Genomic DNA, 24,192 nt, shown 5'->3' with positions numbered 1-24,192 from the left:
GACGTCGGCCGCAGCCGTTAAGAAACACGCAAGCCCGATTGGCTAGGTCATGTCGCGTGTGGGGGCGCAGCGACCAGGAAACTGGTCTTTAGTGCCTGGAGCCTGACGTGGCTGAAGACAAAATTTCGATTTCGGCGGCCTCTGAAACGACAGTGGTCGTAACCGATGAGCTATCTCTGAAGGCCGCCATAGACAGTCTTGCGCAGACCGGTGGCGGCACCGTTCTTCTGGATGGCAAGTCCGGGCCCTATTCGCTTGACCTGCGCGACACGGGATCGCCCGACGCGATGGTGCACCTGGCGCCGCTTGATCCGGACATCCCCCCCGTGATCGAGGCGCTGGACCTGAACGGCGTATCCGGCCTGTCGGTTTCCGGGATGCTGTTCCGCAGTGCGGCGCCGGATGGCACGCACGACATCCGCATCGTCAAGAGCAGCATGATCGAACTGCGAGACAACGTGATGCGCGGCCATGCCGACGGGTATCTGATCGAGGGGGGCACGGCACAGGTCGGTGACAGCCTGATGTTCGTGCGATTTTCGTCCGGCATCACCTTCTCGGGCAATACCGTATCGCACTATTTTTCCGGGATCGGCGCGCTCGACAGTTCCGGGCTGCGGATCGAAAGCAACAGCTTCAGCCATCTTCAGGGCGACGGCATCCAGGGCGGCGGGCTGACAGACACGGTCATCTCCGGCAATGTCATGTCGGATTTCTTCGGATCGACGCAGACGATCAACCACTCCGACATGATCCAGCTGTGGGGATCCTATACCAGCACCCCCAACCGGAACGTTACCATCTCGGACAATGTCCTGATCGCAGGCGGACAGGCCGCCACCCAGGGCATCTTCATCCGCAACGAGGATTTTGCGTCCGACCGGCCGGCCCAGGGCTTCTTCGAAGACATCACCATCACCGGCAATCTCGTGCACAACGCGACCCGCAACGGCATCTCCGTCTCGGACGTGCGCGGCCTGGAGGTGTCGCACAATACCGTGCTGTGGGACGAGGGCGCGTCAACGCAAGGCAGCCCGACCGCCGCCCCAAGCTCCTCTCCCCCCTGGATTCTCGTCCGGAACATCGAGCAGCTGACCATGGCGGGCAATATCGCCGAAAACTACTCGATGGTGGACCTACCCCCCGAGGCGATGGACCTTCTGGGCGACAACGTGCGGGTTTCCTATTCCAGCAAGTCGGACGCCATGTTCTCCGACCGGCTTTTCGTCGACCTGTCATCCGCCGATGTCGACAACCTGGACGGGCTGATGCTGCGCCCCGATGCGCCGCTTGCGCCGCAATACGGGGCCAATGACCTGATCGCCGGTCTGAGCAATGGCAGCCCCAGGGCCGTCATCATGGGCAGCATGGATCCCCGGGGGGCCTTCCGGGTCGATCTCGAGGCGGGCCTGATCACGGCGGGCGGCGTGATCGAATATCCCGTGGATGCCGTGGCGCGCTGGCATTTCGATGACGGCACCGTGCTGGAGGGCGCCCGCGTCACGCATCAGTTTGCCTCCTCCGGCCCGAAGAATGTCCGGCTGGAGATCATCGACCCGGTGGTCGGCACCATCGCGGCGCAGCGCCTTCTGGAAGTGGAGGACCCGGTCCTGCTCCATCTCGACTTCGACGGCGGCCCGCAGGATCTGTCGACATTCGCCAGCAGCATTGCCATACGCGACCCCGACGCCGCTGCCATGACGGACGGCTTGTCCGGCGACGGGTTTGCCCTGACCGGCCTGTCGTCCCTGACCGTATCGAACGCGGCGGTGCAGCTTTACGACCTCGACCGGTTCGCCATCGATCTTGCGATCAATCCGACAACGCTGGACGCGCAGGGCGAACTGTTCTCGCAACATTCCATCATGAAGGCCTTCGTGACCGCGGCGGGCGGCGTCGGCTTCCAGCTTGTCACCGATACGGGCAGTTTCGCCCTGCAAAGCGATGCCGGCGTCCTGTCGACCGGGGTCTGGCAGACGCTGGGCATCGACTATTCCGCCGCGGACGCGTCGCTCTCGCTCAGCGTGGACGGCACGATCGTGGCACAGACGGAGGCCCATGGCGTTACGGCGGCCCCCACACCCTGGGGCCTTGTCGTCGGCCGTGGGTGGAACCCTTCGGCCGATGCCGTGCTGGACGATCTGATCATCATGAAACACCGCCCCCCCGAGGCGGAGCAGGCCGCAGCCCCCGCGCCCGCCCCCACCACCGAAGCGCTCGTGGATTTTCACTTCGACAATGACCTGGTCGATGCATCCCGCTTCGCGACCTCGGCGGCGGCCCGGCGCCCGCTGGACGAGGTTTTCACAACCCGGGACGGGCGGACCGGGCTGGATCTGCAATCCGGAAACCAGGTGGACATTTCCAGGCTGGCCAAGCAGCTCTCCGAACTGGACAGCTTCGATCTGAAGCTGGATTTCGCGCGCGCCGAAGGCGGCGAGTCCGGGGGATTGATCAACCTGCACACCGTGTTCGACCTAGACCTGCTGCGTGACGACTCGTTGCGATTCAAGCTCAATACGGATGAGGGCAGTTTCAGCGTGGTGACCGCGCCCGGCGCGATCTCCGAAGCGCAATGGCACAGCCTGGCGGTCAGCTACAGCGATGCCGAGGACCGGCTTGCGCTTTATGTCGACGACGTGCTGCTGGCCGAGACACAGGCAAGCGGCACGACCGCGGCAATGTCCTACTGGCCGATGGTCGTCGGGGAAAGCTGGGGCGCGACGGCGGAGGTGGTGATCGACAGGTTCTTGGTCGAAGCGCCGATCGAGTCGTTTGACATGCTGCTCTAGGGGGGTGCGATCGGCCCTCCTGATGAACCGCAGGGCCCAAGACCGGCCAAGGGGCAGGTGCCGGCAGGCCTGATGCCGTCCGGCGGGCCGGTCAGGCCGCCCGCGGAAGCCGCGGCCCCCCGCGCACCGGGTCTTCAACGCGCGCACGCGGCCCGCCCTCTGCCGCGCCGCCGGGGGCGTCCGGTGCAGGGCGGATCAGCCGGATGCGCGCCGCTCGAGCGCGGCGCGCGGCATCTCAGGACCCCTCGAACGCGCCGGGGTCAAGGCCATCGGACGGGTCCCGCCGCTGCCCGGTCCGGTCGGTCGGCGGGGTGCTGAGCGGATCCGAAAGCCCGCGCAGGCGCCCGTCGGGATGCAGGCGCCACGCCCCGTCCGCGTCCTGTTCAAGATCGCGGACCGGGTAGATCACCACGTGATTGCCCTCGAACCGGTTTGCGGCGCGCACCGTGTCTCCTCCAAGGAACCGCGGCGCGATGTTGTTCGCGACCAGGCTGTCCAGCGTGGGCGTCCCGTTCTTGTGGTCGGCCAGCTGTATCCAGGGGCCCTTGCGGGAGATCTGCACGGCATTCACCACCGTGTTGTTGACGATGCGGGCGTTCACGGCACCGGCGACCGAAATGCCGTGATACGCCGAGACCGAAACGACATTGTTGCTGATCGTCAGGTCCTCGAACATGCCGTCGAACAAGCCGATCCCCTGAAGCGAACACCTCAGCGGATGGTCGGGCGGGCCCGTCCATTCCAGGATCGTGTTGGCGTCGATGGTGACCCCGGACAACACGCCCTGGCCCGCGCGCCCATCGGGCCCGCGCGCCCATGCCTGGATGCCATCGTCATGGTTTTCGCTGATCTTCACGCAATCCGCGATGTTGTTGAACCGGACAAGCGCTCCGTCGCCAACAATCCGGATCGCATCCCCGCCGAACCCCCGGAAAGTATTGCCGATGACCGTGGCATCCGGACCGATGATACCCAGTCCTTCGGCCAACCCGGTAAGGCGGCTGTTTTCGAGTATCGAATGACTACCCATCAGTTTCGCACCGACACGCGGATCCATACGCCAGTCTTGGGCAGACCAGCTTGTGTACATGTCGGCAGCCTGACGCCCCCTGATATCGAGATTGCGCAGGACGTTTCCTTGACCTGTCTCGGACACGAGAGCCCCCCCGCCCCCGCTTCCGGGATCGGGCCAAAGCGTGATCCCGTCGATCGCCACGTTCCGGGTCCGGTCAAGGACGAGACGGGAAAACCGCGCGAGGGTTCCCGGCGCGGCGCGCAGGGTCACGAGCTGATCATATGCCAGGCCCTGCAAGGTCACGGCGCCGTAGTCACCTTCGGCCAGATGGATGGTATCGCCCGAATTCACAACGCCATTTCCGAAAGCTTCGGCAATCGACGACCAGGGCTGCGCCGCGCTTCCGTCGCCGCCCGGCGCAGAGCCCGGCACCACGAAATGGTCGGCGCCAAGAGCCGCGCCGCACCAGACGCACAGCGCGGCGACGGGGCCCAGAAGGCGGCCCGGAATGTACCTCAGAAGCGATTGCATGGTCTTTTCCTTCCTTGACGCCATCGATTTTTCCAATGCGGCCCGCGGTTGGCACGCACCTTGCCTTCTTTCGGGGAGTGGCAGAGGCGCGGCGGCCTTTCCGGACCATGCGCGATACGCGGGAACCGCCGCGCTTCTGCAGACCGGGGCTGAAAGCCACGGATGAACTCTGGCCGAGACCGCCGGTTTCCCGGTGCCCGGTCAAGTAAAACAGACGTGTCGGTGGGCCTCACTCGCAAGCCAGCGACAAGAAAGGACTGCGACATGACGGATACATCATCTTCCCTCGCTCCGGCACCACAGACGACGGTCACCGTAACCTCCACGGCGGAACTTGCACAGGCCGTGTCCGATCTGAACGCCTCCGGGGGCGGCACGATCCTGCTCGACGCCGCGGGCGGGCCCTATGACATCATGCTCAGCCGGGTGGGATCCGCGGAGGCGCCGCTGACGATCGCGGCGCTGGACGCCGATGCGCCGCCGCTGGTCCATGCGGTCGATATCGATCGCTGCAGCCATGTCACCATCACAGGCATGCATATCGAAGACATGGAGACGACACGGGGCAAGGACGTGCAGATCACACGCTCCACCCATATCGACTTCACCGGGAACACGATGCAGGGGCGCGCCGACGGATTTCTGGCCGAAGACAATGGCGCGACATGCGGCAACAGCGCGATCTTCGTGCGCTACGGATCGGATGTCAGCATCACCGACAACGATATCCGCGGCTACTTCCACGGGGTCGGCGTGCTGGACACCGCGGATTTCACCCTGTCCGGAAACGAGATCACGCAGATCCAGGGCGATGGCTTCCGCGGCGGCGGCATTGACGGGGCGGTGCTGTCTTACAACCACATGCACGACTTCTACGGCGCCGTGCAGACCATCACCCACACCGACATGATCCAGCTCTGGGGCAGCGGCACAAGCCAGCCCAACCGGGACATCGTCATATCGAACAACATCCTCGATGCGGGTGACGGCGCGGCGACGCAGACGATCTTCATACGCAACGAGGAAATCGGCAAGGATACCCCGGCCGGCGACTATTTCCAGAACATCACGATCACCGACAACGTCGTGCACAACGGCGCGCGCCACGGCATCGCGGTCAGCAACACCGAAGGTCTCGTGATCTCCGACAACACCGTGCTGTGGAACGAGACGGTGATGGCCAAAACCACAACCACTTCGCCGGGCAGCAACGACCAACCCTGGATCAACATCACCGATGCGCCGGGCGTGACCGTCGAAGGGAACATCGCCGGCAACATCAGCATAAACGACAGCGGCGATATCGATCAGACCGCCCTGCGCGCGCAGAACACCTTCCTGAGCTACACGGACAGCAGCTCCGTGAACTATGCCTACGATCACTTCGTGAACCTCGGCGGCGGCAGCGACACCGACCTGCGCGACATCATGCTGCGTCCGGACAGCCCGCTGTTCGGCACGATGGGCGCAGAGGGAAGCTCGAAGATCGATCTCGACGCGGACGTGACCCCGATCATCAGCTCCCAGCCCGTGGCGGGCACGACGCTCATGGTGGACCTGACCGCCTTCGCCCTGGCCCAGGACGGCAGCCAGGTCGACATGTCCACGGCGCAGATCGCATGGTCCTTCGATGACGGCACAATCCGCCTCGGAGAGACGGCGCGACACACGTTCGAGACACCGGGCACGCACACGGTGCGGATCGACATGATCGATGCGGACGGCCGCAGCGCCACGCTGGTGCGCACCGTGCTGATCGACAACCCGGTGCTTGTCGATCTGGATTTCGGCACGGCGATCACCGACGTGTCGGGCCGCGACACCGCAGGCGCATTGCAGGACATGAACGGTGGCGCCCTGGTGCAAACCGCCGATGGCGGATATGCGCTCCATATCACGGAGGGCAACAACTACAGCTTCGACCGGAGCGGCAGCCATCTGTTCAATCTCGATCGGTTCAAGATCGACATGGCGCTGCAGCTCGACAGCACCGCGGAAACCGGCGACATCTTCACCCAGCACACCGTCATGAAGATGAGCGTGCTGTCCGATGGCGCGCTGCGGTTCCACATGAACACCGACGCCGGCGGATTCGCCGTGGTATCCGATCGCGGTCTGATGCGCGACACGGACCTGCACGACATCAGCGTCTCCTATGACAGCCAGGCCCAGGAACTCGTGCTCCGCGTCGACGGCACGATCGTGGGCACGGCATTCGCCACCGGGCAGACCCCGCCACCGACATCCTGGGGACTGTCCATCGGCGGCGGATGGGGCGCCAAGATCAATGGTCTGCTGCATGACTTCCGGATATCGCAGCCGGACTCCCCGCTGATGACATCGGCCGCGGCGGCCGGCACCGACGGGGCCGTGGACATGGCCGACGACGCGCTGCTGGCTGGTGATGCCTTCGCCAACCTGCTGGTCGGAGGGGACGGCGACGACACGTTCCTGGACACGGACGGCAACGACACCATGCTCGGGGGGGTCGGCAACGACACGGTGCATTACGGCGGCGCCTTCGAAAGCTATGTCGTGGATGTCGGGGCCGGCACGATCCGGCACGCCGACGGCGAGACGGACACGATCGTGTCGGTCGAAACGCTTCGCTTCGCGGATGGAACCTTCGAGACGGACACCGGGACCTTCGCGGCCAACAAGGCCCCCGAAGCGGCCGATGACATCCTGCGCACGCCGGCCGATACGCTGCTGCGGATAGACGCCCAGACGCTCCTCGCCAATGACGTGGACGACTCTCCCGCCTCCCTGAAGGTGGTCGACGTGACGAGCGGCGCAAACGGAAGCATCGCCCTTGACACCGAAAGCGGCGAGTATGTCTATACACCCCGACCCGGGTTCAACGGCATCGACACCGTCAGCTACACCGTGCAGGACGAATTCGGGGCCACATCGCAAGCCGACATCCGATTGCTTGTCGGCACGGCCCCGGCCGACGACATCCTGCAAAGCGCCTTCTCCGATGCGGATGCCGAACAGTACCGCATCGACACCTCGGACCCGGCCGGCTTCCGGGTCGGCGGCAGCGGGGTGAGCTTCGGGGAAGACGGGATCGATATGGACGGCAGCGGCAGCCTGAGCCTCGGGCGCCTGAAGGACTTCGAAAAGAGCAGCGCCCTGGCCTTGTCGATCGACTTCTCCCTGAACGACCTGGGCGATGACCCCGTGAGGCTGGTCTGGAACCACACGAATGTCGGCCTTGAACTGCGCGGCAACGACCTTTTCGTGAGCGTGGGCGAAACATTGCGCCACACGGTCCAGGATGCGGGCGTGCAGACGACCGAACGCCAGAACATCAAGCTGTGGATCGACGAGGATGCCGACAGTGTCGCCCTCGTCGTGAATGGCAATCTGGTCGAGGATCCCGGTCTGCAGGGCGTGGACCTGAAATGGGTCGGCGGGGGTGAATGGGGCTGGAATCTCGGCGGCGCCTGGGGCCGGACCCTCGACGGGACGATCCACGACTTCGCGCTCATGGAGCTGGACTGGGATGATGCCCAATCCGCCTACGGCTTCGAAAGCCCGGAATATGGCGTGATCGAGGACACGGCAGCCGATTTCCTGGACGCGGACATTCCGATGGCACTGGAGGCCTGACCGCGCCGTATTGCGGGCCCGCCCGCAGAGCCCGGGGGCAAGATCGCTGCCCCGGCAGGGCAGTCAGATGACGGCAGGGGGGCTGCGCGAGAAACCGCGCAGCCCCCTGCCCCATTCAGAACCTTGATTTCCAACAGTTTTCCGGCACCGACCGCATGTCTGCCCTTTCGTCGGGGGCAGCCCGGAAACAGCGCGCCGATTATGGGCTTGAAAAGCCGTTAACCATAATGCGACAGATTGCGACGTAGTAAGATCGCATGACGTCCTGCCCTGGTTCCGGTTCACCCAGCATCATGAGCCGGAGCAGGGCCGTTAACAAGTTGGGAAGGTAACGAGATGACGGCCATCGGCACACCGGGCGACAGCTCGGCGACAAGCTTTACAATACGCTCCGAAGAGGAACTGCACGCCGCCCTTGACGCGGCCTCCGGAACCGGCCCGATCGTCCTGAAGCTCGATGCCGCATATGGCCCCTACAACATCGCGTTGCGGGACATTGACAAGGCCGGAGGCGTCGAGATCACGGCCCTCGATCCCGCGGCGCCGCCGGTGATCGGCATGATGGAATTGGTGGGCTGCAAGGGCATTACCTTTTCCGACCTGGATTTCCGGACTGTCACGCCGGACGGCAGGAAGGATGCCGTGATCCTGCGCAGCGAGCAGATCGCGATCCGCGACAGCACGATGACCGGCGCGGCCGACGGGTTCATGTACGAAAACGGCCCCGCGCAGACCGGGGACAGCTTCCTGTTCGTGCGGGACAGTTCCGGGATCGAGGTGACCGGCAACCGGATGTCAGGCTATTTCCAGGCGATCGGGATGCTGGACAGCAGCGACATCACCGTGCGCGGAAACGAGTTGTCGCACATGCAGGGCGACGGGTTCGTCGGCGGCGGCCTGTCGGGCCTCGTGATCGACGACAACTATATCCACAGCTTCTACGGATCGACCCAGAGCATCAACCACACGGACATGATCCAGCTGTGGGGCAGTTCGACGAAATCGCCGAACCGCGACATCGAGATCACCAACAACGTGCTGCTGGCCGGGGACGGCATGGCGACCCAGGGCATCCTGATCCGCAACGAGGAATTCGACCGCGACACTCCGGCCAGCGGGTATTTCACCAATGTCACCATCAGCGGCAACCTGGTCCACAACGCGGTGACGAACGGGATCTACGTGGCCGATATCGACGGCCTGACCCTGACGCGGAACACCGTGCTGCGGCACGAGACAGCGATCAGCCGCAAGGGGGCGGACCCGGAGGACGGCGACGGCGTCGATCCCTGGATCAACATCTTCAACCACAGGAACGCGACCATCACGGGCAACGTGACCGAACGTTTCCGGACGGAATTCGGCATGCCGGAACTGTCGCAAAGCAACCTGCTGCTGTCCTACGACGATCCCGATGCGCCGACCTTCGTCGACCGGCACATCGTGGACTGGGCGCCCGCTGACCCGCTGGACGCCAGGAACTTCCTGATACGCAGCGACAGCCCCTTTTCGGCAAGCCACGGTGCGATGCCCGATCTGGACTGGCTGGCCGATCTCGGGCCCATCCTGACCTTCAAGCGGACGGATATCGACGGGTATACGCTGGCCTCCCGGATGCAGGTCACCGCCTTCACGGCGGATGGCGTCGCACTCGATGCAGACGCGATGCAGATCCGGTGGACGCTGGCGGACGGAACAGTGCTGGACGGGCCGGACGTGACCTGGGCCTTCGATGTCCCCGGCCGCCAAGAGGTCGCCATCGAGATCACGGACATCGAAGGCCGCACGGCCCGCGACGTGCAGTCCTTCATTCTGGACGATCCCACGCTGCTGCGCGTGAACTTCGACGGGAACGTGTCCGACACCTCGCAGCACAAGGCGACCTTGAACGTTCTCGGCGACGCGGAGGCATCCGCCGTCGCCGGGAAGACCGGCGGCGGCTTCCATCTGACCCCGGGCACCGGCCTGTCCATATCGCGTGACAGTACACAGCTCTTCGGGCTGGACCGGTTCGACATATCGATGGATCTGCGGATAGACGCCGACTGGCAGACCGGCACCATCCTGGAACTCTACCAAACGCTGAAGCTCAAGCTGCTGGACGACGGAAGCCTGTCCTTCAACCTGGCGACCGACATGGGCCGGTTCACCGTGCAAAGCGCGCCCACGGCCTTGTCGGACGGGGAATGGCACCGGCTGAACCTGCGCTTCGACGACAGCAGCGAAACGCTGTCAATGCTGCTGGACGGTGCAATTGCCGACAGCACATGGGCCGAAGGCAGCACCTCCCCGAACCGCTACTGGAACATGACGCTCGGTCCGGCCTGGGGCGCGACGCCGGACATCCGGGTCGACAACCTGACCATCGAACAGCCCCCCAGAGCAAGCGTTCTCGAGACGATCACGATCAGCACGCCCCTGGCATCGCCCGAAAGCGAACAGCGGACAGACATCGACATCGGGCCCGACGAACTCCTGTTCCGGTTCGAATTCGACAACGGCATCGAGGACACGTCCTCCCATGGCACGCAGGCGGCCCTGCTTCGCGATGCGGCCGAGGCGCTGGTGGCCGATGGCTACACGGGCGGCGCGTTCGAGTTGAATCAGGAGACGGCCTTCGAGATCAGCCGCGACTCGGACCATCTGTCGCTGCTCGACAACTTCCAGATCGACATGGATCTTCGCCTGACCACCGCCCCGGCCAACAGCGGGCTGCTGTCGCTTCACACGCTCATGGACCTGGACCTGCGCGCCGATGGCAGCTTGCGGTTCTGGATACAGACGGACGAGAGCAAGTTCTTCGTCAGCACCGGGGCCGGGGTGCTGGATGATACGGACTGGCACAGGCTGTCGATCGTCTATTCCGATGCCGCAAGGACCCTCTCGGTCGCGGTCGACGGGGAGATACAGGGCCAGGTGGATGCGGGCGGCACGACCGGCGCCCTCACCCACTGGGGCTTCGCGCTCGGCACCCCCTGGGGGGCCAACACCCCGGCCGTGATCGACAATTTCCAGATGACGACGCAGGCCGACCAGGACTGGGCGTTCGGCTAGCGCGCCCGGGCGCCGCGCCTGCGGGCCGCCGGATCGTCCTTGCCGGATGGCGCGGCGTCGTCCGCAGCGTCATGCATCCAGCTCGCCGACCCCAGCATGAACATGATCAGGTAGGATGCCGTACCCCAGACATGCACCGTGCAAAGCGAGACCGCGATGGCGCTGAAAGCGTAGACGAAGGCATTGCGCTGCAGCCGCAAGCGTTCGTTTGCAAACGGAATCCTGGCGAGCTTCCACAACAGCACCAGCCACATGAGCGCAGAGAAAAGAAACCCGAGGATGCCGTAGCGCATGGCCTGAAGAAGCCAGAAATTGTCGACGCTCGCCGAATGCATCCAGGACGGGCGCGGCCAGTCGGCCAGCCCGATGCCGAAGACCGGATTGGCCCAGACGACATCCATGCCCAGCACGAAGATCAGCACCCGCCAATAGGCCGTGCTCTGGTTCAGCGTCGCATAGCTGATGAAAACCTCGAACGGCGTCCTGTCGGACAGCAGGTCAATGACGACATAGCTGATGACCACCAGCCACAGGAAGATTGTCCAACGCGCCTTGATGACATTGAAGATCTTGTCCCAAACCATCAGGCCGCCCTGGATCACCAGCGCCAGCCACGCCCCGGTGGACAGCGAAAAGAAGGTCGCCATGACGACCGGAAACGTCTTGAAGATGCCACCGATCTTTCCGTCGCCTGTCGGCCGGTAGAACAGCGGGGCAAAGAACACCGCCATGGCCACGCCGTAGATGATCGGATGCTGGAACACGGTATGCGCCCGGGTCAGCCCGAACCGCTTTTCGTAACTGGGGTCCGTGGGATAGGTGGATCCGACGATGTCGAACAGCCTGTTGAAGATGCGGACCCTGGTCACGGATTCGATGGCGGCCCCCACCATCAGCACGCAGATCGCCACGAACATCATCTGCAGCAAGGCGTTGTACTGCGCTTCGGTCCGGATGAAGCACCGGGCCAGCAGGAAGGGAAACAGGGTTTCGATCACCGTGATCCCGATGAATTCGATCTGCCCGAAGCCGCCATAGACCAGCATGGCCAGGCTGAGCCAGGCGGCATAGAGAAACAGCAAGATGTCCTCTGCGCGCGCCCGGCCCGCCGCGCCGGTGACGTAGCGATAGAGGACCGGAAGGATCAGCAGGATCATCACGATGCGCGCCGGCGTCAGCGCGAGCCCGCCAATCGACATCGTCAGCGGCACCAGCACCGCGCTCAGGAACACGATCACCGACACGGGCAGCTTCTCACGCAGGACCCCGGCCGCGCTCCCGCGGCGCGCCGGACCGTCCGCCGCCCGGCCCGGGTCTGCGCCGCGGCCTGCCGCCGGTGTGGCAGGCGCCGCGTTCAGGCGCGTGGTCCCGAGCCGCTGGCCCCTCGTCCTGGCGGATTCCTCCTGCCAGCCGTTCGGATATCTGGTATAGGCCATGGGCGCGCTTCCGGGCTGGAAATTTCTGCGTTTCTCGGGCAACTCTCTAGTATATCAGCCCATGGAACGACACAGCATTTTTATGATCTTGGTGTTAAGGCGACCCCTGACAGACTGACGACAGGATATCCAAGCGCGTGACCGATACTCTTCTCGGCTCTGTCCTGCCCGATTCAAGGACCTCTTCCCCCGCCGTGCCGCACGCCGACCAGGAGGCCGCAGCGCTCACCGTCATCATCGTGAGCTACAACACGCGGGCGCTCACGCTGAAATGCCTCGAGACGCTTTACGCCAATACACATGACACGCGATTTCACGCGATCGTGCTGGACAACGCCTCCGAAGACGGCACGCCGGAGGCCGTGGCCCGCGCGTTTCCCCAGGTCGAGCTGATCGAGAGCACGGAAAACCTGGGGTTCGCACAAGGCAACAACGTGGCCGCCACCCGCGCGACAACGGACTGGTTGCTGCTGCTCAACCCGGACACCGAAGTGCATGACGGCGCCATCGATGCGCTTTTGAAATTCTCGCAGGCGCATCCCGAAGCGGGCATCACGGGCGGGCGCACCGTGTTCCCGGACGGGCGGCTGAACATCGCATCCTGCTGGATGCGGATCACGCCGTGGTCGGTGTTCTGCCTCGCCACCGGGCTGACCGCCGCGTTTCCGCGGTCCGCGATCTTCAACACCGAGGCGATGGGCGCATGGAAACGCGACAGCGTGCGGCATGTGAACATCGTTTCGGGCTGCTTCCTGATGATTCCCCGGACGCTCTGGGCGGCGCTCGGCGGATTCAATCTGAAGTACTTCATGTATGGCGAAGAGGCCGATCTGTGTCTGCGCGCCGGCGCCCTTGGGTATCGGCCGATGATCACGCCCGACGCGCAGATCATGCACCTTGTGGGCGCAGCCACGGCGCGCCTGGCCGACAAGACCGTGATGGTCAACCGTGCCCGGGTCACGCTGATCCGCGACCACTGGCCCGCTTGGCAGGTACCCGCCGGGATCGCGATGATGTGGCTCTGGGGGGCAAGCAGACGCGTGGCCAGCGCCGCCGTCGCGGCCGCAGTGCCCGGCTACAGGCCAAAGGCCCGCAAATGGGCCGAAGTGTGGGCCAAACGCGATGTCTGGCTGAAAGGGTATCCCGACGCATGACGCCCCCCCGGGCGCCGGTCATTCGCGCCAGCGGCTGACCAGCAGGTCGGGATCGCGCGCACCGATCAGCTGCGCCATGCGCCTGGCCCTGTAAAGTCGCGTCCCGGTCACGCCGCGGAATGCCTTCAGCCTGCCGCCAAGGCCACCCGGAATCCGCGAGGACAGCATCACGCGCGGGATCACCGCGAGCGGCGAAACCGCCATCGCGCCGATGCGGCCGATCCAGCGGAGCCGCCCCGCGGGTTTCGCCGTGATCAGTTCGAAATCATGGGCCGCGTGGCGGTCGAGCTTGCGGCACAGTTCCGTCATGCTGTCCCGCGCCGGGTGAAAGACCAGCATGTCCGGCGCCCAGGTGATGACATGGCCGAGCGCATGCGCCCGGTGGCCCCAGTCCCGGTCCTCGGCGATGCCGATGCCCGCGAACGGGCCCACCGTATCGAACACCTGTCGCCGCATCGCCAGGTTGCCGGTTCCGGTGAAGTTCTGTCGCCGGATATAGTGTTCCATCCGGTAGGCGAACTCGCTTTCATAGGCGGCCACGACCGTCAGCGGTGTACCCGGCTCCTGCAGGATGCGCACATCGCCGCCCAGCACCGTCGCGCCCTGCGCCATCCGGCGGGCGATCACGGCCAGCCAGTCGGGGGACGGCACGCAATCCGCATCTATGAAGGCCAGAATGTCACCCCGGCTTTGCGCCACGCCGAAGTTGCGGGCGGGTCCGGGTCCGGGTGTCGGCTCCTGCAGCAGACGGACACCGTCATGGCGCGCCACGATCGCTTCAGGCAGGAGCTTCGAGCCGTTGTCCACAACGAGTATCTCGGTATCGGGCGCGGCGCCGCGCTGCGCCTGCAGCGCCGTCAGGCAGCGGTCCAGATGCTCCGGCTGGTTGAAATGCGGGATGATGACTGAAATCATGACACGTCTTTCTACAAAGTCGTTTTCGGAACGACGCCCGCAGCAGATCACGAGCACAGCCTGACTACCTTTTAAGGCGTGATGGGCGCCATCGCCACGGTTTATCGGCCAAAGGATTATCACCGGAAGAATGGCGGCGGGCCGTGATGCGCACCCGGCCGCCGCGCGCGCGGAAAAGCGCGCAGGCATCGGGAGGCGAGTGTCGGGCTGACGGCCCCGCCCGCGCATCCGCGCGGCCTGCGACGACCGCCGTCAGCCAGAGGCGGCCCGCTTGGCGCAATAGGCCACGAAGGCGCGCGCGGGGCTGCGCAGGCGGGGTCGGCCCGTGGCCACCCAGTAGGCCCGCCAGTCCGCCTCCAGCGCGTGCACGTCCCAGCCCGGCGCGGCGGCGCGCGCGGCGTCATGGGCGCCCTCGGGCAGCGGCGGGCCGTCGTCGCCCACGACCAGCGCCGCCCGGCGGGGCGTGACCACCACGAGATCCCCCGGCACCACTTCCAGCGTGTAGCCCGGCAGAAGGTCCGCCGCCGCCATGTCGCGGATCATCTTGCGGAACACCCGCAGCGGCGAGGCCGAGCCCGACTTGGTGCACAGCACGCGCATGCTCACCTGCCAGCGCGCCTGCCGCCCGCAATGCTTGCGCGCCAGCTCGTACACCCGCCGCTCCAGCGGCTTGCGCAGGTCGAAATAGCCCGGCGCCAGCGTCAGCACCGACCGCGACAGCACCGCGCGGAACAGCCAGTCCGACAGCACGACCGACACCGACACCATCCGCCCCGACGCCGTGCGCCGCACGATCGCCCATTCCTCGATCAGCCCGAAGCCCGTGGTCGTCACCGTCTCGCCGGTGGGGATGTTGGTCACGATGCGGGTGCCCGACAGCCGCTCGAACGCCTCGCGCAGGCGCCGGTAGCTGTCACCGGAAGTTTCGCGCCGCGTCGCCACCAGCAGGTCATGGGCCACAAGCTCGATCCGCCGGGCGACGGGCACGCCCGCGTTCATCGCCGCGACCAGCTGGGAGATGCAGTAGATCAGCACGTCCTTGTCGTGGATCGTGGCCAGCCCCTTCACGGAGGGCGTGATCTCGATGCTGGCCGCGCCGTGGTCATAGCGCAGCACGCGCCGGTCCGGCCGGGTGGAGAGCGAGAAGACCGGATGCTCCATCGTGGCCATGTCGTCTTTCGGCAGTGCACCCGCAATGTCGCACACGAAGAAATCCGCCACGGCGGGCGGCGGCGGGCCGGACCCGCGGGACATCGATGGCCTTGGCATGACCGGCTGCTCTGCCTTCTCGCGACCCCTCTGACGGGGGCTTTCTGGTGGGCACGACGTATCGTCGTTTCATTTACGCCAGAGTAGAAAACCGCCCCCCCCGAAGCAAGCGGCGCGGGGCGGCGGTTTCGTGGGTCTGGAGTCGCCGCGCTCGTGGGTCTGGAGTCGCACTATCGTGGGTCCGGAATCGCCCTGTGCCCGAAAGTTCAAAAAAATGATTTTCTTTCCGTATGTTGCACAAGCCATCCGATCCTTTAACATTTAAATAACTGAACAATTAACTGAAAGCCAAAGGCACCAGCGCTTCGCCACTTGCCGGACACCGTTTGGCAAGTCATTGAATTGCAATGAAAACAAGAACGGCTTCGCTTTATCGTTCCATGTGCGCAAAATTCTGGTATGTTCAAAAAAAACAGGCATATCGAGCAGGCGCATGAACGACGGCAACCGTCTTCCCCCGTATTTCAACATCCCCCCCGACACGGCCCTGGCGGAGCTTGGCGCGCCCATGGGCACCGACAGTTTCGCCGCCGCCGCCGCACAGGCCGCCCGCGGGCGCGAGGATCTTGTTTCGCGCGGGCTCAACCCAGAGGGGCGCAAGAGCCTGCGGCGGTTCTCCACCTGGGAGGTGACGCGCTACCTGATCCCGGTCGCCACGCCGCATTTCCGCCGAGTGCTGAAACAGAACCCGGACCTGCCGCAAGGCACCGCGCAGACCGAGGGCGGCACGCGCTGGTTCAGCCTCGACGAGGTGCTGCGCCTGCGCGCCTTCTTCGCCGCCGAGGGATCGAAAGCCAAGGAGTATCTGCCCTACCGCCCGAAGGATCTGCCCGCCAAGGTGGTTGCGGTGGCCAACTTCAAGGGCGGGGTCGGCAAGACCTCCACCGCCGCGCATCTGGCGATGTCCGCCGCGCTCGACGGGTACCGCGTGCTGGTGATCGATCTGGACAGCCAGGGCTCGATGACCTCGATCTTCGGGGGGCAGGTGGCCGATGAATGGGCCACGGTCTTCCCCCTGCTGGCCCGCGACTACGCCGAGACCCTGCAGGCCGAGAACCGGGCCCGCATGGCGCGGGGCGACAGCCCGCTGCCGCTGGACGACACGCTGGCGGCCGCGCTGAAGATCCGCGCGCCGGACCTCGCGCAGAAGACCCACTGGCCGAACATCGATCTGATCGGCGCGCAGCTGAACCTCTACTGGGCGGAATTCCAGGTGCCGGTCTGGCGCATGGGGCTGAAGGGCTGGAAGCTGTGGGACGCGCTGACCACCCGGCTCGAGGCGGACGGCATGCTGGACGCCTATGACGTGGTGATCCTCGATACGCCCCCTGCCCTCGGCTACCTGACGATCAACGCGCTGGCCGCAGCCGACATCCTGCTGGTGCCCCTGGGCGCGTCCTTTCTGGAATTCGACAGCACGGGCCGGTTCTTCGACATGCTTCATGCGACCTTCAGTTCCATCGAGGAGGGCGAGAACCTGGCCGCCCGGGCACTCGGCACGCCCGAGCTGCGCTTCGAATGGGACGCGGTGCGCGCGGTGGTCACCCGCTTCGACGCCGGCCAGCAGATGGAACTGGCGAACCTGATGCAGGCCTATATCGCGCCCTACATGTCGCCCTACCGGCAGGATTACACCGCGCTGGTCGGGCAGGCGGGCGAACAGGTGGCGGGCATCTACGAGGCCGATTACCGGGACTTCAACCGCGAGACCTATATCCGCGGGCGGCAGACCTTCGACGAGACTTACGCCGCCTTCAAGCGGCTGCTGGTGGGCGCGTGGCGGCGCGACGAGCTCGCCCGGCAGGCCGAGGAGGGCGCGCGCGGCGCGGGCGCGGCATGAGCAACGGACGCGCCGGGCTGGCAGAGTGTTTCGCGCGCGAAACGGCCCGACATCCGCGCGGGGCCGGGGAGAACCGAATGACTACACGTACCGCAAGGCCGGGCCGCTGGCCCGCCGACATACCGGTGGCGGCTGTCCGCGGGCCCGTCCCTGCGCCCCCGTGTTTCGCGCGCGAAACATCGCGTCGGCCTGCCGCTGCCACCGCCGCCACCAGGCCTGCCCTGAAAGGAGCCCGCCCATGGCCCGCCGCCGCCGTCTGACCCCGGCCCAGCCGGGTCATGCCGCGCCGACGGCCGCCCCGGAGGCCAAGACCGCCCTGCCCGTCCCGGCCGCGCTGACCGGGGCCGAACCCGCGCCGGCGTCGTCCGGCCCCGGGGCGGCCCTTGCCCCGCGCGCCGCCCCGGTGATCCCGCCCATCGCGCAGGTGTCGGGCCAGTCGGCCGAGGCCGCGGCGCTGCGCGACGTGACCGCCGGGATCGAGGCCGCGCGCGCCACCGGGCGCATGGTGATCGACGTGCCGCTGGGCGATGTGAGTCAGGGCTATCTGGCGCGCGACCGGATCGCGCTCGATGCGGGCGAGATCGCGGCGCTGAAGTCGTCGATCGCGGCACATGGCCAGCGCACCCCGGCCGAGATCACGCCGCTGCACGGGGCAGGGCGCGACGAACGCGACGGGGCGCCGGCGCAGCCCTGGGGGCTCATCGCCGGCTGGCGGCGGCTGCGCGCGCTGTCGGAGCTTTACGAGGAAACCGGCGACGTGCGCTATTCCACCCTGCGCGCGCTGGTCCGCCCGCCCGAGGAGGCGGCGCAAAGCTATGTCGCCATGGTCGAGGAGAACGAGATCCGGGTCGGGCTGTCCTATTACGAACGCGCGCGCGTGGTGGCCGAGGCGGCCGCGCGCGGCGTGTTCGCGGACCAGTCGGCGGCGCTGCGCACGCTTTTTGCCACGGCCAGCCGCGCCAAGCGGTCCAAGATCGGCAGCTTCATCGACATCCACGAGGCGCTTGGCGACCTGCTGCATTTCCCGGCCGAGATCCCCGAACGTCTGGGCCTTGCGCTGGTCTCGCGGCTGCGGCTGGAGGGCCGCCGTCGGCTGCGCGCCGCGCTGTGCGACGCGCGCCCCGCGACGGCCGCGGCCGAACTGGCGCTGCTGGAAAAGCTGGCGCGCCCGCCGCGCCTGACGGATGCCGTTTCGCGCGCGAAACAGCCGGCCCGCGAAGTGCTGCGGGACGGGATCGAGATGCGGATCAAGCGTGCCGGGGGGCGGATCTCGGCCACGCTGTCCGGACCGGGCCTCGATGACGAGACGCTCGAGGCGGTGCGCCAGATCATCTCCGGGCGGGACCGGTGATGGCGGCCCCCCGCCTGCAGCAGATCGGCGGTGCCAAGCGACACCCCGGTGAAGCGGGTCGCCGCCAAGAACGGCGGGCAGGCCCGCAAGGCGCGGCATGCGGCGGATCCGGCCCGATCAGTCTGCCCCCTGCATCCCGTACGCGGGGTGGCGTCCGGGCGGTGCCTGCCGGTGAAGTTGCCGGCAAGGTCGGCATCGTGTCCGGCCCGGATCGCGCGGCCTTGCGCCAGGTCCTGTGAGGTCCGAGCCGTGGATATCGGGGTGTGGCGCGGTTTCGCGGCCGCGGTGCCACAATCATGCCGGAGGCACCCGATGACCGCCCCGGCCCGCCCGCCTGCCTTCGGGCTGCAGCCATCGGGCGCGGACGGCGCGCTCACGCAGGCTGATCTCGACACGCTCTCGCACCTGCTGCGGGCCGGGATGGGCGCGAACTCGCTGCGGGCGCTGCGCTCGGATCTCGACTACCTGGAGGCCTGGTCGCGGGCCTGCACCGGGGCGGCGCTGGCCTGGCCACCGGAGCGGGACACGATCCTGCGCTTCATCGCGCATCACCTGTGGGATCCGGCGCAGCGGCGCCGTGCGGCCGATCACGGCATGCCCGCGCGGGTGGATGCGGCGCTGCGCGCGGGCGGCCATCTGCGCGCACCCGGCCCGCACGCGCCCGCTACGGTCCGGCGGCGCCTGTCGAGCTGGCGGTCCCTGTGCAAGTGGCGCGCGGCGGGCGATCCGTTCGGCGATCCGGTCGTGCGCCGGACGCTGGCGGCCGCGGTGCGGGCCGCGGACCGGCCCCGGCAGCGCAAGTCGGAGCGGGTGGTGGACGGCGCGCTGATGGGCCGCCTGATGGAGCATCTGTCGCCGCTTTGCGCCCCGACGCCCTTCGCCCGCAGGGACCTGGAGCGCGACCGCCTGGCGGCGCTGCGGGACCGGGCGATGCTGGCGATCGCCTTCGCCTCGGGCGGGCGGCGACGGTCCGAGATCTCGGACCTGATGGTATCGGCGCTGGAAGATCAGCCGCCGGTCCCGGATGCGGCGGGCGGGGCGGACCTGCCGTCGCTGGCGCTGCATCTCGGGCGGACCAAGACCACAGATGCGGACGAGGGCGCGGTGGCCCATGTCACCGGCGCGCCGGTGCGTTTCCTGCGGGCCTGGCGCGCGGCGGCGCGGATCGCCGAAGGCCCGGTGTTCCGGCGTATCGACCGCTGGGGGAACGTGTCGGGCAACGGGATCGGGGCGCAGGGGCTGAACGCGGTGCTGAAGGCGCGGCTGGCGCAGATCGGCGAGGACCCGGCCCGGTTCAGCGCGCACGGGCTGCGGGCGGGGTACATCACCGAGGCGCTGAACCGCGGGCTCGGCGTGCACGAGATCATGGGCCAGACGCAGCACCGGTCGGTGAAGACGGCGATGGGCTATGCCGCGGCGCAGGACGGCCGCGTGGGCCGGGCCGCGCGGCTGATGGAATAGGGCAGGGGGGCGGCGCGCCCGGGGTCAGGCGAGACGCACGAGACCCCGGTCGAGCGCGGCCACGGTCCGGGCGGCGAAGCTGCCGCCCGCGTCATCCAGGGCCTCGATCCGTGCGACGGCCTCGTCATCCAGTTCGAGCAGGGCGATGATCTGGGCGCGCTGGCGCGCATCGCGGAAGGGCGCGGGCAGGGCGGAGATGGGTGTCATGGCGCGGGTCCTTTCCGGGTGGCGGGCGCAAGGCCTGTTGCGGCGATCGTCCGGGACCATGCCATCGGCGCGCGTCCCTGTCTGCTATGCACAAGGCGCGCGCGCCCGCGCAAAAGGGGGGGGCGGGCCCAGCCCATTGCGGCAACTGCTGATGCAGTTTCGTTCGTTGGCCGCATTGCGTCCGGAATTCATCACAAAACAGCGCTATGAACGACCTCTCGAAGGAGGCAACAGGTGCCGGATCCATCGGGAAGAACTTCGACAGCAGTTGCCGATCTGGAACGACGCATGGCTTTTGTAGTCCGGAGGCGGGGATTGTCGGCAAATCGTGTCGGCGGCGCGCCTCAAACGCCCGCCATCAGGACGTCGACAGCCCTGGTGACGAGATCGCCTTGGTCCGCGACCGTCCCCGTGCGGCGCAAACTTGACCGTCGAACAGCCGCAATCAGTCTTGTGGCAAGGACCAGGCGCTTGCCGTCATGTTGGAGTTCGGGGTTCAGATGCTGTACCGCCGGGTAGTCGGGCAGAAGCGGAATGACAACGACAGCAGGATCCGGTGGCAGAAGGTCGCTTTCGACGACCACCATGGAAACGCTGTTGTACTGCGCGACATCGAAGCGGCTCAGCTGTTCCACGAGGACCTTCCGGGTGCAGCGATAATGTCGGCCAGCGGGTGCCCGTTGCGCTCGTGCCAGTCCGATTGAGCGGCGAACGCGCCTGCGTTCTCGGCGAGCCATTTCTCGCGTCGCGCGGCGTTTACGGCCTTGATCAGCGCCGCCTCGGCAACCGCGGAGACGTTGATCCCAAGATCTTTCGCGCGGTCAAGCACCTCGGCATCAAGGGTCAGGGATGTCTTGCGCTTGGTCCGGGCCGACATGGGATCATGCTCCTGAAAAATACCGCAATCATATACCGCATCCCGTCAGGCACAAGCGGTGGAGCGCGGAACGGGACAGCGGGTCTTCAACATTCGCCGCAAGGGGCGGGGGCTTGTCGGCCCCTGTCGGGGTTCGGGAGCGGGCAGAGATCTAGACCGCGATAATGGAAAATTATCAAGGGTGAGATGGTTCGAGGCACCAGGCGCCAGTGCCGGGCAGAATGGATCGGAAATGCGCGTGACAGCGGCAAGGGCATGATAGATCGCGCCTTGCGGCAGTGCATCGGGACCGCAGCGATGCGGAAATGCCGCCCGGCTGGCGGCACGAAGGCACAAGACTTCAGGCGTTCAGGATCGCGCCGATGACGCCGGAGACTGTCGCCCGCGCCCGTTGTCCTTGCCCCCGGTGTCGATCCGGGGGGCCTTTGTCCGTATCCCCGGGGGCGGCAGAAGACCTGCGGGCCGCATATGCCGGCATGGTCGGATCGGCGGCGGGCGCCGGGCCATCGCCGAGGGCGGGGCATTATTGCGCGCGCAGACGTGTCCTTGAGGTGGAGTCGGCCCGGCCTATCGCCTATTGAGAAGCAGGGAAGGACCACGGAGTCGGGTGCCGCCATGTTGAAAAGTCTCAATCAGCTTCGGCGCCTCCGGCTTCTGGCGGTTGCGATGAAACGCGCCTATCTGCGCCGGGTGTGGGGGATGGATATCGATCCCACGGCCGAGATGTCCCTGTCCGCGACATTCGACAAGACCTATCCGCGCGGGATCCATGTGGGGCCTTACAGCTACATTGCCTTCGATGTGCGAATTCTGACGCATGACATGACCCGGCGGATGTATCTGGATACCCGGATCGGAAAACACTGTTTCATAGGCGGCCGCTCGCTGATCCTGCCGGGGGTGGAAATCGGCGACCATTGCATCGTCGGCGCAGGATCCGTGGTGACGAAATCGGTGCCGCCGGGCTGTATCGTGGCAGGAAACCCGGCCCGGATCCTGCGCGAGGGCATGACCCTTCTGAGCTATGGCCGGATCGACCCGGATGCGTCGGCGGACCGCAGCGCAGCGGAATGAGGCGCTGCGCGCGCGGCCTGCGTCTTCTGCCCGTCGCGGGGCTGTTCGTCGTGCTGGGCGGTGCCTTCATGTGGACATTGCGCGCACCGCCCGCAGCGGTCGACCGCCCGCTGCCGCATCTCGCGGCCCCCGCGGCGGCGGATGATCCCTTGCGCATCACGGTCATGGGCACCAGCCTGACCGAGCGCTATGACTGGCCGGCAGCGGCCGCCGCGCGATTGCAGGGCTGCCTTGGCCGCCCCGTGGCGTTGACCGTGATCGCGCGTGGCGGGGCCGCGTCGAACTGGGGGGCGGCCCCGGCGCAGCTTTCCGCCCTGCAACGGAGCCGACCCGATATCCTGTTGCTGGAATTCACCGTCAACGATGCCGATCTGCGCCGCCGCGTCGGGACGGCCGCGGCGCGTGACAACCATGTTGCCATCATCGATGCCGCCCGTGCCGTCGAACCCGATACGCGCGTCGTTCTGACGACCTTGAACCGCGCGCGGGGCCTGCGCGCGCTTCTGCGCGTCCGGATCGCCGCCTATGAGGCGCAATACGATGCCCTGGCGCGGGAACTGGATACGGGGCGTCTTGCACTGGGTGCGGACTGGGCCCGCGCGCTGGAGGCTGGCGATCCGGACGCGCTGATCCCGGACGGGGTGCATCCGTCACCCGAGGCGGTCGCGCGGATCGTGACGCCGCGCGTTGCCGCGTATCTCGAGACGCTGGCAGCCTGCCGGCCCTGAACGCGGCCGTGGCGGCGTGGCCGCCGCCTTGCGGGGCAGCCCCGGCAGAGTGCGGCTCAGATCAACAGGAAGTCGCTGTCCTGCGCCGCCATGTCTGCGAAGGGCAGATCGCCGGGAATGTCCATCCCGGTGTCTTCGTGCGCATCGGGCTGCGCGTTGTGCGTGGTGGCGTTGGCAATATCCACGAGATCGGCCGCCGCGCCGCTGTTTGCCCAAGGGTCGGCAGGTTCCAGTGCGAATTCGAACGAATCCGGACCCAGCGCAAGCGGTGCGCTTGATGCGGCTGCCGTGTCGGCCTGTTGGCCCGACGTCTGCGCGGCATCGAGGATGACGAAATTGTCGATATCCCCCTTCAGGCTGGACGACCACGTGTTGCCGATCACGAGCGGATAGGTTCCGAGACCCGTCAGCGTGCCCGTGGCGGCGGTTTCCGCGCCCAGCACGTCATCCACATACAATTGCAGCAAGGACTGCGAGGCATCGTAGGACATGGCGATCTTGTGCCACACGCCGCTCGTGACCAGTCCGGGATCCGTGGTCAGGGCGAAGACGCCGTCCGTCGTCGCGATCCGGAAACTCAGCGCCCCGTCCGCGCCGACCACCGCGTCCAGCGTGGTATGCGAATCGAGGAAGTTGCCGGCAGAGCCTGCATCACGCTTGAGCGACATCTCGATGGTGAACGCGTCGAGGTTCTGCAGGTGCGGTGCGAACCGGTCCAGCACGATTTTCGTGGACCCGGTCAGGCGGAAGCCCTCCGCGGTTTCGCCCGCGACGCCCAGCCCGTCCTGACTGTAGCTCAGCTGCGTGGCGGATGCGCTGTCCTGCGCCACGCCGCCGTCGAAATCGATCCGGACCAGTTCGGTGCCGACGGGG

General features: G+C 66.6%; 17 protein-coding genes. 9 read left to right on the top strand and 8 right to left on the bottom strand.

The features are described from left to right. Window positions 1-107 precede the first annotated feature (107 nt). Window positions 108-2,792 carry a LamG-like jellyroll fold domain-containing protein gene (locus tag DKT77_RS14220; protein ID WP_109812351.1) on the top strand — a complete coding sequence of 895 codons (2,685 nt, stop codon included), beginning with the start codon at window positions 108-110 and terminating at the stop codon, window positions 2,790-2,792. 235 nt (window positions 2,793-3,027) lie between these two features. Here the strand turns inward: DKT77_RS14220 and DKT77_RS14215 are convergent, their stop codons facing one another. Continuing rightward, complete coding sequence (locus tag DKT77_RS14215) at window positions 3,028-4,338, bottom strand: right-handed parallel beta-helix repeat-containing protein (protein ID WP_238547910.1); 1,311 nt, start codon at window positions 4,336-4,338, stop codon at window positions 3,028-3,030. 264 nt (window positions 4,339-4,602) lie between these two features. Between DKT77_RS14215 and DKT77_RS14210 the strand changes: the two genes are divergently transcribed. Beyond that, on the top strand, window positions 4,603-7,953 hold the full coding sequence (locus DKT77_RS14210) for an Ig-like domain-containing protein (RefSeq protein ID WP_238547909.1): 3,351 nt from the start codon (window positions 4,603-4,605) through the stop codon (window positions 7,951-7,953). 336 nt (window positions 7,954-8,289) lie between these two features. Continuing rightward, window positions 8,290-11,007: a right-handed parallel beta-helix repeat-containing protein gene (locus DKT77_RS14205; RefSeq protein WP_109812348.1), complete on the top strand. Its 2,718-nt coding sequence runs from the start codon at window positions 8,290-8,292 to the stop codon at window positions 11,005-11,007. Here DKT77_RS14205 and DKT77_RS14200 read toward each other — a convergent pair. Continuing rightward, window positions 11,004-12,443, bottom strand: coding sequence for an O-antigen ligase family protein (locus DKT77_RS14200; protein WP_109812347.1), 1,440 nt, complete (start codon window positions 12,441-12,443; stop codon window positions 11,004-11,006). The two genes, DKT77_RS14205 and DKT77_RS14200, sit on opposite strands and share 4 nt — an antisense overlap. Window positions 12,444-12,580: 137 nt before the next feature. Here DKT77_RS14200 and DKT77_RS14195 point away from each other — a divergent pair, with 137 nt between their 5' ends. Beyond that, a complete protein-coding gene (locus DKT77_RS14195; RefSeq protein WP_238547908.1) occupies window positions 12,581-13,597 on the top strand; it encodes a glycosyltransferase family 2 protein in 1,017 nt (338 codons plus the stop codon). Window positions 13,598-13,615: 18 nt separating this feature from the next. Here DKT77_RS14195 and DKT77_RS14190 read toward each other — a convergent pair whose 3' ends face one another. Both DKT77_RS14190 and DKT77_RS14185 read right to left on the bottom strand, forming a co-directional pair. After that, entirely contained in the window at window positions 13,616-14,512 is an 897-nt protein-coding gene (locus DKT77_RS14190) for a glycosyltransferase family 2 protein (RefSeq protein WP_109812346.1), read from the bottom strand. 252 nt (window positions 14,513-14,764) lie between these two features. Continuing rightward, complete coding sequence (locus DKT77_RS14185) at window positions 14,765-15,766, bottom strand: replication initiator protein A (RefSeq protein WP_109812345.1); 1,002 nt, start codon at window positions 15,764-15,766, stop codon at window positions 14,765-14,767. Window positions 15,767-16,214: 448 nt separating this feature from the next. Between DKT77_RS14185 and DKT77_RS14180 the strand changes: the two genes are divergently transcribed. The 3 genes from DKT77_RS14180 to DKT77_RS14170 all read left to right on the top strand — a co-directional run bounded on the left by DKT77_RS14180 (window position 16,215) and on the right by DKT77_RS14170 (window position 20,433). Then, window positions 16,215-17,621: an AAA family ATPase gene (locus tag DKT77_RS14180; protein WP_109812344.1), complete on the top strand. Its 1,407-nt coding sequence runs from the start codon at window positions 16,215-16,217 to the stop codon at window positions 17,619-17,621. A gap of 238 nt (window positions 17,622-17,859) precedes the next feature. Then, window positions 17,860-18,972 (top strand): ParB N-terminal domain-containing protein, encoded by a 1,113-nt coding sequence (locus DKT77_RS14175; RefSeq protein ID WP_109812343.1) that lies wholly within the window; start codon window positions 17,860-17,862, stop codon window positions 18,970-18,972. Between the two features lie 312 nt (window positions 18,973-19,284). Beyond that, complete coding sequence (locus DKT77_RS14170) at window positions 19,285-20,433, top strand: site-specific integrase (protein ID WP_109812342.1); 1,149 nt, start codon at window positions 19,285-19,287, stop codon at window positions 20,431-20,433. A 24-nt stretch (window positions 20,434-20,457) separates the two neighbouring features. On the opposite strand, the gene DKT77_RS14165 is transcribed toward DKT77_RS14170, so the two are convergent. From DKT77_RS14165 to DKT77_RS14155, 3 genes are all read right to left on the bottom strand, one after another. Continuing rightward, window positions 20,458-20,640 carry a hypothetical protein gene (locus DKT77_RS14165; RefSeq protein WP_109812341.1) on the bottom strand — a complete coding sequence of 61 codons (183 nt, stop codon included), beginning with the start codon at window positions 20,638-20,640 and terminating at the stop codon, window positions 20,458-20,460. A 344-nt stretch (window positions 20,641-20,984) separates the two neighbouring features. Next, window positions 20,985-21,275: a CcdB family protein gene (locus DKT77_RS14160; protein WP_238547907.1), complete on the bottom strand. Its 291-nt coding sequence runs from the start codon at window positions 21,273-21,275 to the stop codon at window positions 20,985-20,987. Next, entirely contained in the window at window positions 21,263-21,517 is a 255-nt protein-coding gene (locus tag DKT77_RS14155) for a type II toxin-antitoxin system CcdA family antitoxin (RefSeq protein ID WP_109812340.1), read from the bottom strand. Before DKT77_RS14155 ends, DKT77_RS14160 begins: the two co-directional genes overlap by 13 nt. Before the next feature lie 666 nt (window positions 21,518-22,183). On the opposite strand from DKT77_RS14155, the gene DKT77_RS21380 reads away from it, so the two are divergent. Continuing rightward, entirely contained in the window at window positions 22,184-22,591 is a 408-nt protein-coding gene (locus tag DKT77_RS21380; protein WP_274520093.1) for an acyltransferase, read from the top strand. Beyond that, entirely contained in the window at window positions 22,588-23,319 is a 732-nt protein-coding gene (locus tag DKT77_RS14145; protein ID WP_109812338.1) for an SGNH/GDSL hydrolase family protein, read from the top strand. The genes DKT77_RS21380 and DKT77_RS14145 overlap by 4 nt, the downstream gene beginning before the upstream one ends. A 56-nt stretch (window positions 23,320-23,375) precedes the next feature. Here DKT77_RS14145 and DKT77_RS14140 read toward each other — a convergent pair. Further along, a partial coding sequence (locus DKT77_RS14140) for a LamG-like jellyroll fold domain-containing protein (RefSeq protein ID WP_146205008.1) occupies window positions 23,376-24,192 on the bottom strand: 817 nt, incomplete at its 5' end.

This window comes from Meridianimarinicoccus roseus (assembly GCF_003172915.1).
GTDB lineage: Bacteria > Pseudomonadota > Alphaproteobacteria > Rhodobacterales > Rhodobacteraceae > Meridianimarinicoccus > Meridianimarinicoccus roseus.
The sequence above is the reverse complement of the archived record's forward strand: the minus strand, read 5'-3'. Positions and strand labels throughout refer to the sequence as shown.

Coding starts and splice junctions, on each gene's coding strand:
- DKT77_RS14205 (WP_109812348.1), top strand. CDS start 8,290: ATGACGGCCATCGGCACACCGGGCGACAGCTCGGCGACAAGCTTTACA.
- DKT77_RS14170 (WP_109812342.1), top strand. CDS start 19,285: ATGACCGCCCCGGCCCGCCCGCCTGCCTTCGGGCTGCAGCCATCGGGC.
- DKT77_RS14200 (WP_109812347.1), bottom strand. CDS start 12,443: ATGGCCTATACCAGATATCCGAACGGCTGGCAGGAGGAATCCGCCAGG.
- DKT77_RS14180 (WP_109812344.1), top strand. CDS start 16,215: ATGAACGACGGCAACCGTCTTCCCCCGTATTTCAACATCCCCCCCGAC.
- DKT77_RS14215 (WP_238547910.1), bottom strand. CDS start 4,338: ATGCAATCGCTTCTGAGGTACATTCCGGGCCGCCTTCTGGGCCCCGTC.
- DKT77_RS14190 (WP_109812346.1), bottom strand. CDS start 14,512: ATGATTTCAGTCATCATCCCGCATTTCAACCAGCCGGAGCATCTGGAC.
- DKT77_RS14155 (WP_109812340.1), bottom strand. CDS start 21,517: ATGTCGGCCCGGACCAAGCGCAAGACATCCCTGACCCTTGATGCCGAG.
- DKT77_RS14210 (WP_238547909.1), top strand. CDS start 4,603: ATGACGGATACATCATCTTCCCTCGCTCCGGCACCACAGACGACGGTC.
- DKT77_RS21380 (WP_274520093.1), top strand. CDS start 22,184: ATGAAACGCGCCTATCTGCGCCGGGTGTGGGGGATGGATATCGATCCC.
- DKT77_RS14185 (WP_109812345.1), bottom strand. CDS start 15,766: ATGTCCCGCGGGTCCGGCCCGCCGCCGCCCGCCGTGGCGGATTTCTTC.
- DKT77_RS14145 (WP_109812338.1), top strand. CDS start 22,588: ATGAGGCGCTGCGCGCGCGGCCTGCGTCTTCTGCCCGTCGCGGGGCTG.
- DKT77_RS14165 (WP_109812341.1), bottom strand. CDS start 20,640: ATGACACCCATCTCCGCCCTGCCCGCGCCCTTCCGCGATGCGCGCCAG.
- DKT77_RS14175 (WP_109812343.1), top strand. CDS start 17,860: ATGGCCCGCCGCCGCCGTCTGACCCCGGCCCAGCCGGGTCATGCCGCG.